10 protein-coding genes and 2 pseudogenes are annotated in these 13,457 nt (G+C 70.3%); 2 read left to right on the top strand and 10 right to left on the bottom strand.

Going from position 1 to position 13,457, the window contains the following annotated elements:
• Positions 1-71: 71 nt before the first annotated feature.
• Positions 72-1,808 (top strand): RICIN domain-containing protein, encoded by a 1,737-nt coding sequence (locus OG440_RS08845; RefSeq protein ID WP_406006291.1) that lies wholly within the window; start codon positions 72-74, stop codon positions 1,806-1,808.
• A 39-nt stretch (positions 1,809-1,847) separates the two neighbouring features.
• Here the strand turns inward: OG440_RS08845 and OG440_RS08850 are convergent.
• The 7 genes and pseudogenes from OG440_RS08850 to OG440_RS08880 form a co-directional block, all read right to left on the bottom strand.
• A pseudogene (locus tag OG440_RS08850) lies at positions 1,848-2,725 on the bottom strand (XdhC family protein); the annotation flags it as partial.
• A gap of 122 nt (positions 2,726-2,847) precedes the next feature.
• Positions 2,848-3,261 carry a cupin domain-containing protein gene (locus tag OG440_RS08855; protein WP_406006292.1) on the bottom strand — a complete coding sequence of 138 codons (414 nt, stop codon included), beginning with the start codon at positions 3,259-3,261 and terminating at the stop codon, positions 2,848-2,850.
• A gap of 36 nt (positions 3,262-3,297) precedes the next feature.
• Positions 3,298-3,378: pseudogene (locus tag OG440_RS08860) on the bottom strand (oxidoreductase); the annotation flags it as partial.
• Between the two features lie 17 nt (positions 3,379-3,395).
• Entirely contained in the window at positions 3,396-4,652 is a 1,257-nt protein-coding gene (locus OG440_RS08865; RefSeq protein WP_406006293.1) for an MFS transporter, read from the bottom strand.
• A gap of 180 nt (positions 4,653-4,832) precedes the next feature.
• Complete coding sequence (locus OG440_RS08870) at positions 4,833-5,180, bottom strand: cyclophilin-like fold protein (protein ID WP_406006294.1); 348 nt, start codon at positions 5,178-5,180, stop codon at positions 4,833-4,835.
• Positions 5,181-5,347: 167 nt separating this feature from the next.
• Positions 5,348-5,551, bottom strand: coding sequence for a hypothetical protein (locus OG440_RS08875; protein WP_406006295.1), 204 nt, complete (start codon positions 5,549-5,551; stop codon positions 5,348-5,350).
• Positions 5,552-5,636: 85 nt separating this feature from the next.
• Entirely contained in the window at positions 5,637-6,653 is a 1,017-nt protein-coding gene (locus OG440_RS08880) for a zinc-dependent alcohol dehydrogenase family protein (RefSeq protein WP_406006296.1), read from the bottom strand.
• Between the two features lie 171 nt (positions 6,654-6,824).
• Between OG440_RS08880 and OG440_RS08885 the strand changes: the two genes are divergently transcribed.
• A complete protein-coding gene (locus OG440_RS08885; protein ID WP_406006297.1) occupies positions 6,825-7,706 on the top strand; it encodes a helix-turn-helix domain-containing protein in 882 nt (293 codons plus the stop codon).
• Positions 7,707-7,867: 161 nt separating this feature from the next.
• Here the strand turns inward: OG440_RS08885 and OG440_RS08890 are convergent, their stop codons facing one another.
• The 3 genes from OG440_RS08890 to OG440_RS08900 form a co-directional block, all read right to left on the bottom strand.
• Positions 7,868-9,073, bottom strand: coding sequence for a PP2C family protein-serine/threonine phosphatase (locus OG440_RS08890; RefSeq protein ID WP_406011300.1), 1,206 nt, complete (start codon positions 9,071-9,073; stop codon positions 7,868-7,870).
• Positions 9,074-9,524: 451 nt separating this feature from the next.
• Positions 9,525-10,865: a class I SAM-dependent RNA methyltransferase gene (locus OG440_RS08895; protein ID WP_406006298.1), complete on the bottom strand. Its 1,341-nt coding sequence runs from the start codon at positions 10,863-10,865 to the stop codon at positions 9,525-9,527.
• Between the two features lie 125 nt (positions 10,866-10,990).
• On the bottom strand, positions 10,991-13,084 hold the full coding sequence (locus OG440_RS08900) for an APC family permease (RefSeq protein WP_406006299.1): 2,094 nt from the start codon (positions 13,082-13,084) through the stop codon (positions 10,991-10,993).
• Between the last annotated feature and the right edge of the window lie 373 nt (positions 13,085-13,457).

Consider the following 13,457-nt stretch of genomic DNA (forward strand, 5'->3'; position numbering starts at 1 on the left):
CCGTGAAGAGAAGAAGGCTTGGGCAAGCACTGGGAACCTTCACCGCCGCATCAGCGATGCTGGCGATGCCCATGACGAGCGCGCAGGCGTACGACCCGACGGGCGGGACCCTCTACCAGCTCGGCGGTGAACCGTGCCTGAAGGGACGGGGCAACTGCGCGATCTACCCGAAGTCGGCGCAGCTGCCGAGCGGTCGTCTGGTCGCGGCGTTCGAGAAGTCCACCGTCGTGGCGGAGACGGGAAGCGCCGACAAGCAGACGCTGCCGGTCTACAAGAGCGACGACAAGGGCACGTCGTGGCAGCCGCTGTCCGAGGTCAAGGCACCCGCGTACATCTCCGGCGACCCGCAGTACGCGAAGTACACGAGCAACTGGACCAACCCGTATCTCTACGTCCTTCCGCAGGACGTCGGGAACCTCAAGCAGGGCACCCTGCTCCTCAGCAGTGTCGTGTCCGGCGACGACTCCTACTACAAGGAGCACAAGGCCGCCGACCCGAACTGGACGCCGTCCAACGACGGCGACCGCAAGGACCTGGCGATCGCCCTGTACTCCAGCACCGACGACGGCGCGACGTGGAAGATCCTCAACGTCGTCGCGACCGGTGGCTGGCAGGGCGGCAGCGCGGGTGCGACCGGCCAGAACATCGCGGCCGCGAACACGAACAGGCAGGTGGACCCCGTCTGGGAGCCGTACCTGATGGTCTACAAGGGTCAACTCGTCTGCTATTACTCCGACGAGAACGACTACACCGGTTTCAACGCGACCACCGGTCTCCCGACCCTGGACCCCGCGAACGGTACCGCGACGGACTCGCAGGGGCAGATCCTCGCCCACAAGACCTGGGACGGTCGTAGCACGGCGTGGAGCGCCCCCGTCGTCGACATCGCCGGGTTGACCCAGGACATGGGCGGCGGCAAGACGGAGATCGGCGGCGGGCGGCCGGGCATGGCGAACGTCGTCCGCACCACGAACGGCAAGTGGCTCCTGACCTTCGAGTACTGGGGCGGCGGAGTCAACACCAAGTACGTGCTCGCCGACGACCCGTTGAAGTTCTACCCGGGCTCTGCCACGGGCACGGGCGTCACCTCCCTGCCGCTCGACGGCGGTTCCCACGCCCTGGCGACGGGCGGCAGTCCGGTCCTCGTCAGACTTCCCGGCGGACGCCTGGTCTACAACGCCGCCGGCAGCGGCAACGTCTGGGTCAACGAGAGCGGACGCAGCGACGGCACGTGGAAGGAATACCAGACGACCTCGCCGTCCGCCTACAGCCGCAACCTGCAGTACGTCGACGGCACCGGCCGCATCGTGATCCTCAACAACCAGGGCACCTCGACACTCAAGTTCGCCGAGGTCGACCTCGGCCGGTCCGACGGCGCCTACTACCAGCTCGTGAACCGCAAGACCGACCAGGTGATCGGCACCGGCAACAAGACCAACGACGCGAACATCGGCAACGCGGACGTGCCCGACGTCCGCCTGGAGGCTCCCGGCTCCGCGGCGAACCCGGACACCCAGTACTGGCACGTGGTGACCGAACCCAACGGTGGCGTGACCCTGCTCAACAAGTCGGGCGGCCGCGCGGCGGCCATCTGGACCGGCAGCGCGACGGCCGGCCAGAAGATCGGCCAGTGGGTCGACAACAGCAAGACGGGCAGCTGGAACCTCGTCAAGACCAGCGACGGCCTCTACACACTGCAGTCGGTCAAGAACACGAGCCTCTACCTGACCGGAGCGACCGCCGGAGGCCAGCTCACCCTGCAGACCGCGACCGGCGACGGCTCCCAGGACTGGGAACTCGTCCCGTAGCCCCCTCAACGGGGGTGTGGGGCAGCCGCACTGACGCCCCCCTCGGTAGGCGACGGGCAGGTCGAGTGCCAGGCGAGCAGCGGGATGTCGAACTTGGCGTCGTGTGTGAGGACGCAGAGGGCGGTGCGCTCGTCCACGTCGGTGCGTGCCAGGTAGCGGTGGGGCCAGTCGACCACCACTTCGTCCGCGTGCGGAAAGCGGGCGGGAGTGGCGGAGACGGGGCGGGCGTCGCAGACGGTGACCCGGTAGCCCAGGAAGCGGCCGGCCTGGCTGAGGGCCGCGGCGAAGTCGACGGCGCCGAAGACCAGCAGGCGCGGCGGGGACGCATGGACAAGGACGGACAGCCGTTCGGGGCATTCGTCTGCCTGCCCGCCGATGTCGAGGCGGACGGTCCGGCCCGCCCGCAGCAGGGCCCTGGCCCGGTCGGCCACCGCCCGGTCCGCCGGGCCGCCGTCCACGCGCCCGTAGGCGACATGGCCGCCGCCGAGCACGCTCGGCGAGGAGCCGAGGAGGCGCTCCGGGCCGTCCACGACCTGTGCCACGGCGACCGGTCGCCCTCGATCGATGTCGGCGAGGGCCGTGGGCAGGTGCGGCTGGGCTGTGGGATCGATGCGCTGGACGAAGACGTCGAGTTCGCCGCCGCAGGTCAGGCCGACGGCGAAGGCGTCGTCGTCGGAGTAGCCGAACCAGGCCCGCCGCGGAGCGCCCAGGTCGTGGAGCACCTGCCGGCACATCCCGTAGACCGCTCCCTCGACGCAGCCGCCGGAGATGCTGCCGACGGCGTCGCCGTCCTCGTCCACCGCGACCGACGTACCGACCGGCAGAGGGGCACTGCCGTGCACGCCGACGACCGTTGCCAGGGCGAAGGGACGTGCCTCGCGGCACCAGCGGTGCAGAGTGTCCGCGATGTTCAGCATGCAGTTCTCCCTGGACCCACGTCATCGGCGCACGTGCGCGCAGGGCGAGGCAGGCGGCCCGTCCGCGGGACGCCGTGAGGTCCTGAGTGAGCCCCGGATGCGTGCGCGGGAGGGACCGGGGGCTACTGGTAGCGGGTGCGGCGGCCGTTGTAGTGCTGCTCGGTGACCGGCTCGGCCCACGTGGTCTCGGGGGCGCCGTCACCTGTGCCCTCCCACAGGGCGATGTGCTCCATGAACCGGTCGAGGGCGGCGCCGTGCCAGTGTTCCTCGTTCGGCGGGCACGCCACGGTCTCGCCGGGGTGAGCCTCGAAGACGGTGCCGTTCCGGGTGCCGATCAGGGCGACGCCGGAAACGACGTGCAGGGTCTGGCCCACGGCGTGGGAGTGCCAGTTGGTGCGGGCGCCCGGCGAGAAGCGGACCAGGTTGGCGCGCATCCTGGACGGCTCCTGACCGGCCACGATGACGTCCCACCACACGTCACCGGTGAACCAGTCCGCCGGGGCCTTGCTGCTGGGCTGCTGCTTGATGAATTCCATGGTGTCTCTCAGCTCTCCTTCGTGTGTGGGCTGTCTTCAGCGGGCGACGTAGCCGCCGTCCACGGGGAGGGCGACCCCGACGACGAAACCCGCGCCGAGGCTGCACAGCCACAGGACGCGGATCCGGGCCTGGGTCAGTGCTGCGACGGCGCCTGCGCCGGTTCGTCGTGTCGCATGTGCGTGGGAGCGCCGCTCCGGGCCACGATCCGGCCCTTGTGGGAAGTGCCGTGGACGGCGAGGGCGATCAGGGGCAGCAGCGTGAGAGCGGCGATGACGGTGCCGGCCAGCGGCGGTCCGGTCAGGCCGAGGGAGGAGTCCAGGGCCGTACCGGCGATCAACGAACCGGCGGCGATGCCGGTGTTGAAGGCGGAGGTGGTCAGCGCCGAGGTGAGGGTGGGAGCGTCGCCCGCGAAGCGCATGGCGAGGGCCGTCACGACCGGGTTGACCGTGAAGCCGGTCAGACCCATGAGGAAGACGAGGACGGTGGCCGTCACCGGGTTGCCGGACAGCGGGATCAGCAGGAACAGGACCAGGGCGGTGGCGGCGGCGGCCGTGATCGTGGTGACCATCGGACGCCGGTCGCCCAGGCGGCCGCCCGTGGTGGTACCGCCCAGGGCGCCGACACCGAAGGCGATCAGGACGAGTGGTACGGCACCTGCGGGGATGCCGGCGCGGTCGGTCAGCAGCGGCGTGACATAGGTGTACGTCGCCAGGACACCGCCCATGATCAGCGTTGCGGCGCCGAGCGCCAGCCACAGCCGGCCCTGACGCAGAGCCCGGACCTCGGCCCGCAGCGACACCTCGGCGCGCTGCTCCCGGGCCGGGATGAAGCGGCCGATGAACACGGCGGCGAGCCCGGAGAGGACGGCCAGGGCCCAGAAGGGGCCGCGCCAGCCGGTGAACCGGCCGGCGAAGGAGCCGATCGGCACGCCGACGACGTTGGCCAGGGTCAGGCCGCCGATCATGACGCCCGTGGCGCGGGTGGCGTCACGCGGTCCCGCGGCCCTGGTGGCGACGACGAAGCCGACGGACCAGAACGCACCGGTCGCCAGAGCGGTCACGACGCGGGCGAGAAGGACGACCGTGAAGGACGTGCTGAGGGCGGCGACGAGATGTCCGAGGCAGAACACGGACAGGGCGAGGATCAGTGTCCGGCGCTGAGGCAGGCGCAGGGTGGCCATGCCCATGGTCGGCGCGCCGATGATCATGCCGATGGCGAAGGCGGTGATCAGCAGGCCGGCGTGGGAGACGCTGACTCCGAGGTCACCGGCCAGCTCCGGCAGCAGGCCGGCGACGACGAACTCGGTGGTCCCCATCAGGAACGTGCCGGCGGCGAGCACCCAGACGACGAAGGGAAGCTTGCCGGGGGTGGTCCCGGACGCGGAAGGCATACGTGTGGTCTCTCCTTGCGTGGAAATCGGCGGATCGGGGGCCCCTGAAGCCGTCGCGGCGGACAGCGGACGGCTCGGCCACTTCTTCGACGGTTCCATGAAGCGAACCGGACGAAAAGGGGAGGATCTCCTCCCCCCTTCCTGTGCGGCCGCCGCTCTGAGGGCGAGCGGTGGGGCGGGTCAGGACGTGGCTTCGACGGTGATCTCGTCGGCGGTGGCGAGCTGCTCGGTGCCGCCGTCGGCCATGTGTCCGATGATGACCAGGCCTTCCGCGTAGGGAGCGTCACGGTAGTACGTGGCGAGCTGGTTCCAGGGGGCGTAGTACGCCAGGTCACCGACCTCGGGATCGGCCCCTTCCGGGGCGCCGGAGGTGGACAGCTTCCGGGGCAGGTCGGCGATCTTCTCAGCCGCGTCGAGGTCGCGCAGCGACAGGGTGAGCGGGAGCTGGGCGGCGAAGTCGCGGGCGGTGGCGCTGTCGTTCAGGGTGGCGGCGACGGAGTGGCCGTTGAGCGTGAGCCGGATGTTCATGGCGGTTGTCCTGCCGGATGAGGTGGGGGCGACCGGGGCTGACGATGCCTGAGCCGATGCAGGCTCTGAAGCGGTGGAGGACGGGGAGTCGTCGGTGCAGGCGGTCACGATCAGCAGCAGGGTGGCGGCCGGGACCACGCGGGCGACAGTGCGAAGGGGTGCCGGGTTCACGACGTCACCTGTGGCTGGTCGGGCAGGGGCTCGGCGTGGTGGCGGAAGCCGTCCCGCTCGGCGTGCATGTCGTACAGCCGCTGTGCCAGCGTCTCGGGGCTGCGTGCGATGAGGGCGACGGTGTGGCCGGCGACGCCGAAGCGGCGGGCGGTGGCCAGCCCGAGACCGGGGCCGGCGCCGGTGGGGACGAAGGTCGTCATGGTCGGTCCTTGTGTGAGCGCGGGTGGTTGCCGGGTCTGCGACCGCAACTCCTCGGTGCGGCCCCGGGTGCGGACGCGTCCGCGCTCAGGGCTTCAGGAGGGCCTTGACGGCGCGGCGTTCGTCCATCGCCTTGTAGCCCTCGGCGACCTGGTCCAGGGGCAGGGTGAGGTCGAAGACCTTGCCCGGGTTGATGCGGCCGGTCAGGACGCGGTCGATGAGGTCGGGCAGGTAGCGGCGTACGGGGGCGGGGCCGCCGCGCAGGCCGACCTGGGAGAAGAACAGCTCCTGGCCGTCGACGGCCACCTCGTGGGGGACGCCGACGAAGCCGACGTTGCCGCCCGGCCGCGCGGAGTGCAGGGCCTGGCTCATGGACTCGGCGGTGCCCACGCACTCCAGCACGGAGTCCGCGCCGATGCCGCCGGTGAGGTCCTTGATCCGGGCGACGCCGTCATCGCCGCGCTCGCTGACGATGTCGGTGGCGCCGAACTCCAGGGCGAGCTTCTGACGGGACTCATGACGGCTCATGGCGATGATCCGCTCCGCGCCGAGTTCCCTCGCGGCGATCACTCCGCACAGGCCGACCGCACCGTCACCGACCACGACCGCGGTGGAGCCGGGCTTCACCTCTGCGGCGAGGGCGGCGTACCAGCCGGTGCCCATCACGTCGGACACGGCGAGCAGGCTCGGCACCGTCTCGGCGTCGGGGTGCTCGTCGGTGGCGACGAGGGTGCCGTGCGCGTTGGGAATGCGCACGTAGTCGGCCTGGCAGGTGCTCATGAACTCACGGTTCAGGCAGGACGACTGCCAGCCGCCCAGGCAGTTCACGCAGGTGTTGTCCGACGTGGCGAAGGAACCGACCACGAACTGGCCCGGCTTGACGTTGGTGACGTCGCCGCCGACCTCCTCGACGATGCCGACGTACTCGTGTCCCATCGGGTGCGGGTCGCCGATGGGTTCCGCGCCGCGGTAGGGCCACAGGTCCGAGCCGCACACACAGGTGGCGACCGTACGGATCACCGCGTCGGTCGGCTCAATGATCTTCGGGTCGTCGAGGCTCTCGAAACGCACGTCGCCGGGGGCGTGAATGACTGCTCCGCGCATGGGGTGCTTCCTTCGGTGCGGGGGGTCTGCGGACCGCAGCCGCGGTCAGGAACGACTGCTCACGATCGAGAGTCACACGCGAGAACAGGCGCGAAAAGCGGAGAGAAGTATCCCGGGAGGGAAACATCCGGGGAGGAAACTCTCCCCCCTTGCGCAGGTGCGATCGGTGCCATGCTGGGAAGCATGACCGCCAACGTCCCCCTCAATGAGCTGGGAGAATTCCTCAAGAAGCGCCGTTCCGAGCTGAGCCCGCGCACGGTCGGCCTGCCCGAGACCGACAGACCCCGCCGGGTGGAGGGGCTGCGCCGCGAGGAGGTCGCCCAGCTCGCCAGTATCAGCACCGACTACTACACCCGCCTGGAACAAGGCCGCATGCAGGCATCGGCGCCCGTGCTGGACGTCCTCGCGCGGGTGCTCCACCTGGACGACGACGAGCGGGGCTACCTCTTCCAGCTGGCGGGCAAGACCACCACCCGCACCCGGCGCCGCGGGCGGCAGAAGGTCCAGCCGCAGTTGCAGCGGGTCCTGGACGACCTCACCGCCACTCCGGCCGTCGTGCAGGGCCGGCGCGGGGACATTCTGGCCTGGAACGCGCTGGCCGCCGCCCTGGTCACCGACTTCTCCCGCATCGAGGAGAAGCACCGCAACTACCCGCGGATCATCTTCACGGACCCCGCCATGCGCACCCTGTACGCCGACTGGGAGAGCTCCGCGCACATCGCCGTCGCCCAGCTCCGCATGGAGGCCGCGAAGTATCCCGAGGACCCCCGCCTGATCGAGTTGGTGGGTGAACTGTCCCTTCGGGACAAGCAGTTCGCCCGCTGGTGGGGCGATCACCACGTCGCCGCCCGCACCGTGGGCACGAAGACCCTCGACCATCCGGTCGTCGGCGAACTCGTCCTGGACTGGGACACCCTCACCGCCAACACCGACCCCGACCAGAACCTCACCGTCTGGACCGCCGGGCCCGGATCCCCCACCCACGAACGGCTGCGCATCCTGGCTTCCTGGGCCGCCGACCAGGACCTGCCGGCCTCCTCCCCCGCCGGCTGACCTCGACGGGCCACCGCCGTGAAGGCGGCGGGAAGAGATCATCCGAACGCCGACGGCGCCGGACACACCGTTCATCGCAGCCCTCCAGGAGAAGAGCGGGCGGGACCGCCCTCACCGTCACTCGGGTCCGCGGCCAGGATGCTCCGGGAGAAGGCCCGCGGTCACGGCTGCTTGATACGGGCGGCGGAGGCTTGACGGGCGTCCGCGCCGGAGCTGACGTGTCGATGGGTGTGCTGGGGACCGTGCCAGTCCAGGCACATCACGGTGGCATCGTCTTCGAGCCGGCCGCCGGCCGCGTCCAGGACGGCGGAGGTCAACATCAGCGCGGCCTCCCGCGGGTGCAGATCCCGGCCCCTCTTCAACAGGGCAGGCAGATCGACCTTCTCTCCGTGATGTTCGAGCATGCCGTCGGTCAGCATGAGCAGACGGTCACCGGGGCGCAGATCGAGGTCCTGGACCCGGTAGGGGTGGGGCACGTCCACGGACAGCCCGAAGGGGTGGTCAACCTCGCAGGTCATCGTCTCCGTGATCCCGTCGCGCATACGCAGGGGCCATGGGTGGCCGGCGTTGACGAGCTGGGCCCGCCCCGTATGGAGGTTGATGCGCAGCAGCTGGCCGGTGGCGTGGCCGCGGTTGTGGCCGGCCAGGGCCTGGTCGGCCAGGTGGGCCTGCTCGGCGAGGCCGGCTCCTGCCCGGCGGGCACCGCGCAGGGCGCCCACCAGGACCGTGGCGGCCAGGGCCGCGTCGATGTCGTGGCCCATGGGATCGGTCACCGATATGTGCAGAGTGTCACGGTCCAGGGCGTAGTCGAAGGTGTCGCCGCTGAGGGCTGCGGAGGGCTCCAGACTCCCGCACAGAGTGAACTGGGCAGCCTCGCACGACAGCGACTGGGGCAGCAGCTGGTACTGGATCTCCGCCGCCAGGGTCGAGGGCCGGGAGCGTTTGCCCCAGGTGTACAGATCGGTGAAGCGCCCGTTGGCGATCACGACGTACGCCAGCACGTGAGCGGCTTCCTCGACCGCTTCCAGGACGTCCGGGCCGGGGGTCGCCGGCAGGAGCAGTTCCAGCAACCCGATGGCGTCTCCGCGGTTGGTGACCGGCACGATCACCCGCTGCCCCTGGTCCATCGCCACTTGGCACAGCCGCTGGGTCCGGATAACGACCTCGTAGACGCTGCCGAAGAGAGGGATCCGCTCCGCATCCCGCGCGCCCTCCACCGCCTCGGCTGTGGAGAGCCGCGCCACTGCCTTCCCGGTCAGATCGACGATGAGGAACGACACCTCCACGGCGCCGAAACGCCGCCGCAACTCCTCCGCGAACACGTCGACGGCCTCCGCCGGCGCCGCCGTCTCCGCAGCCGTCAGCAGCTCGGGGTACCCACTGCGCCCACCACTCACGACCGCGGTCCTTTCGCCGCCCCTCACCAGCGTGGTAGCTGCCTCGTCGGGTGTCAACTTCGGCCGATCACGCGCGATGCTTCGACCGCACCGCCTCGACCGGACGGCGGCGCCGTTCGCCGACCATCAAGATCCGGCCGGCGCACGGCATGCTCGACGAGTCAGGCCGAGGTCCTCGGTCCCGGCTGCGAAGTGGGTCCATCCGCCGTTCTGCTCGGCCACGGCTGTACCGACGGCCTCACCAGGACGCTACGGTCTGAGCTGTCCCGGGTTCCGTAGAGTCCGGTGATCTTGTTTTCAGCAGGACTGTCGGGTGGCTTCCTGTTGTCGCCACCAGTCGTTCGTACTCGGCGGGCGGTACATGGCCGAGAACGGGGTGCAGCCGCCGTCGACATCACCCCCGCTTACACAAATCCGCAGGTCAGACGCCCTTTGCGGCAGGCTCGAGGATCGCCACGCACTCCACGTGGTGCGTCATCGGAAACAGATCGAACGCCCTCAGCATCCGCACCTTGTAGCCGCCGTCCCGGAAGTACGCCAGGTCGCGGGCGAGGGCCGCCGGGTCGCAGGCCACGTACGCGATCTTGCGTGCCCCGAGCGAGGCGAGGTGCTCGACCGTCTTCTTGCCCGCGCCCGCGCGCGGCGGGTCGAGGACGATCAGGTCGACCTCGGTGATCCCGGTGCGCGGCAGCACCGCCTCGACCTTGCCCTGCTCGATCCGCACCCGCTCGAACCCGGCGAGGTTGTGCCGGGCGTCCTCCACGGCGCGCTTGCCGGACTCGATGCCGAGGACCGCGCCCTTGTCGCCGAGGCGGTCGGCGAGAGCGCCCGCGAAGAGGCCGACGCCGCAGTACAGGTCGAGCGCCATGTCGCCCTTGCGCGGCAGGAGGCCCTGCATGACCGCCTTGACGAGGGTGTCGGCGGCCTGCGGGTGGACCTGCCAGAAGCCGCCGCTGCCGACGCGGTACGTGCGTCCGTCGGCGCGCTCCCGCACGAACGCCCGGCCGTGGACGCGGTGGATGCCGCCGTCGTGCTCCTCGACGCGCATGACGGAGACGGGCTTGTCGAGTTCGACGAGCGGGAGACGGGCGCCCGGGCGGGGTTCGAGGATGACCATGCGGTCCTGGGAGCCCGTCGCGGCGATGGCGTCGACGGACGCCATCCCGGACCAGTCACGGTCCTCGATGCCCAGCTCGCTGACGCCCGGCGCCGCGATCATGCAGTGCTCGATGGGCTCGACCTCGTGCGAGCGGTGGCGCCGCAGACCGGCGTTGCCGTCGGGGTCGACCGCGTACTGGACGCGGGTGCGCCATGCGGGCACCTCGCCGGGCGGCAGCTTGTCGCCCTCGGCCGGCATCACGGTGCCGTCCCAGCCGGCCTGCTCGGGTGTGAGGCCCGCGAGCCGCAGCAGCTGCTCGGCGATCACCTCACCCTTGAGCCGGCGCTGGGCGCCCGGCTTGGCGTGCTGCCAGTCGCAGCCGCCGCAGCGGCCGGGTCCGGCGTACGGGCAGGGTGCCTCGACCCGGTCCTTGGACGCCTCCAGCACCCGCACCGCGTCCGCGCGCAGATAGCGTGCGCCCTCTTCGCCCTCGGTCACCCGGGCCACGACCCGCTCGCCGGGCAGTGTGTGCCGGACGAACAGCACCTGGCCGGCCTCCGTCCGGGCGATGCAGTGGCCGCCGTGGGCGACGGGGCCGATCTCGACCTCGTACTCCTGCCCGACGAGCGACACCGCCTGCGACTTCTTCGGTTCTGCCTGCATGGCGGGGTGACTCCACAACGTCGAACGAGGAACGGCCGGACAACAGCCCACCAGTCTACGTGGCTGTCGTCCGGCCGTTCACCATGCGCCGGGGCGGAGGTCGAGTGCCCGCCCCGGAGCGAGGGTCAGTCCTTCGCGTCCGGCTTCGAAGTGCCCGACGCGCTGCCCGGACCGGTGCCCGACGGCTGCTTCGGGCGTCCCTCCTGCGCGGGACCGCGTCGCACCGCACCCGGGGCGTTCCACTCCTGACGCTTGCGGGCCCGCTTCCTCGCCACCTCGGAGGACTGCAGCTGATAGGGGACGGACGTGACCATGACGCCCGGCGTGAACAGCAGGCGTCCCTTGAGCCGCAGGGCGCTCTGGTTGTGCAGCAGGTGCTCGTACCAGTGGCCGACCACGTACTCCGGGATGATCACCGACACCGCGTCGCGCGGCGACTCCTGGCGCAGGCTCTTGACGTACTCGATGACCGGCCGTGTGACCTCGCGGTAGGGCGAGTCGAGGACCTTCAGCGGTACGTCGATCCCGCGCCGCTCCCACTCGGCGCGCAGCGTCTTCGTCTCGGCCGGGTCGACGTTGACGGTGAGCGCCTCCAGGGTGTCGGAACGCATCAGCTTGGCGTAGGCGAGGGCGCGCAGCGTCGGCCGGTGGATCTTGGAGATCAGCAGCACCGAGTGGACGCGCGAGGGCCGGACGGTGTCGTCGCTGGGGCCCTCGGGAGCGGCGATCTCCGCGGCCACACCGTCGTAGTGGCGGCGGATCGCGGTCATCGTGCCGTAGAAGATCACCATGCCGAGCAGGGCGACCCAGGCGCCGTGGGTGAACTTGGTGACCAGGACGACGACCAGGACCAGGCCGGTGAAGAAGGCGCCGAAGGTGTTGATCGCGCGGGAGCGGACCATGTGGCGGCGCTTGAGCTGGTCGGTCTCGGTCGCCAGGAGTCGGTTCCAGTGCCGGACCATGCCGATCTGACTGAGCGTGAAGGACACGAACACGCCGACGATGTACAGCTGGATCAGGCGGGTGGAGTCGGCGCCGTAGATGACGACGAGCAGCGTGGCCGCGCCGGCGAGCAGCACGATGCCGTTGGAGAAGGCGAGGCGGTCGCCGCGCGTGTGCAGCTGCCGGGGCAGATAGCGGTCCTGGGCGAGGATCGAGCCGAGCACCGGGAAGCCGTTGTAGGCGGTGTTCGCCGCCAGGAACAGCACCAGGGCGGTGGCCGCGGCGAGCACGATGAAGAGGAAACTGTCCTTGCCGAAGACGGCCTCGGCGACCTGGGTGATCACCGGGTTCTGGACGTATCCGGCGCCGACCGCGACGCCGTTGTGCAACAGGTCGGCGGCCGGGTTCTCGGCCATCCGGACCTTGGTGAACAGGGCCAGCACGATGATGCCGCAGAACATGGTGACGGCCAGCAGGCCCATCGCCGCGAGGGTGCTCGCCGCGTTCTTCGACTTGGGCTTGCGGAAGGCGGGGACGCCGTTGGAGATCGCCTCCACGCCGGTGAGCGCGGCACAGCCGGACGAGAAGGCGCGCAGCAGCAGGAAGACCAGCGCGAAACCGGCGAGGCCCTGGTGTTCGGCCTTGATCGTGTACTCGGCGGTCGGCGCCCGCATGGTGTCGTCGAGCACCAGCCCGCGGAAGGCGCCCCAGGCGATCATGATGAAGACGCCCGCGACGAAGACGTAGGTGGGGATGGCGAAGAGCTTGCCGGACTCCTTGACGCCGCGCAGGTTCATCAGCGTCAGCAGCACGATCACGGCGACCGCGCAGGCCACCTTGTGCTCGACGACGAACGGGATCGCGGAGCCGAGGTTCTCGATGCCGGAGGCGATGGAGACGGCGACGGTCAGGACGTAGTCGACGAGCAGCGCGCTCGCGACGGTCAGGCCGGCCTTGGGGCCGAGGTTGGTGGTGGCCACCTCGTAGTCGCCACCGCCACTGGGGTAGGCGTGGACGTTCTGCCGGTAGGAGGCGACCACCGTGAACATCAGCACGACCACCGCGAGCGCGATCCAGGGGCTGAAGTGGTAGGCCGACACGCCCGCGATGGACAGGACCAGCAGAACCTCCCCAGGCGCGTAGGCCACGGAGGACAGCGGGTCGGAAGCGAAGACGGGCAGGGCGATGCGCTTCGGCAGGAGCGTTTCTCCGAGCCGATCACTGCGCAGTGCGCGCCCGATCAGAATCCGTTTGGGCACGTCGGTCAGTTTGGACACAACAGAGGATCGTAGGCCTTCGAACACGGGACCGCCCACCCTCCCCCGGCCTCAGCCGGGTGATGGCGTGCCGCGTCTGCCTCCCGGGTGAAATCGGCCGGGCCCGCGCTGCGGATTCCGTGACCGCGCCGGTCCCCATGTCTATATGACAATCCCCGCCCGCTGCCGCCCCCTTGGAGGGTCCATGCACACGACCGCGGAGATCATCGGCGCCGTCGGCACCCTCGTCGGCCTCGGAATCCTTACCTTCCTCAGTTTCTGGAGCATCAGCCGCCGCTGATCACGGAAAGGGTGCACAGGGGGTGCCCTGCGCCGACCGCACGTGTGTAGCTTGGTCGACGGTCTGAGACCCTGTTCAAAGCCAGGCCAGAAT

The sequence above is a fragment of the Streptomyces sp. NBC_00637 genome (assembly GCF_045161545.1).
In the GTDB taxonomy this organism is placed as follows: Bacteria; Actinomycetota; Actinomycetes; order Streptomycetales; family Streptomycetaceae; genus Streptomyces.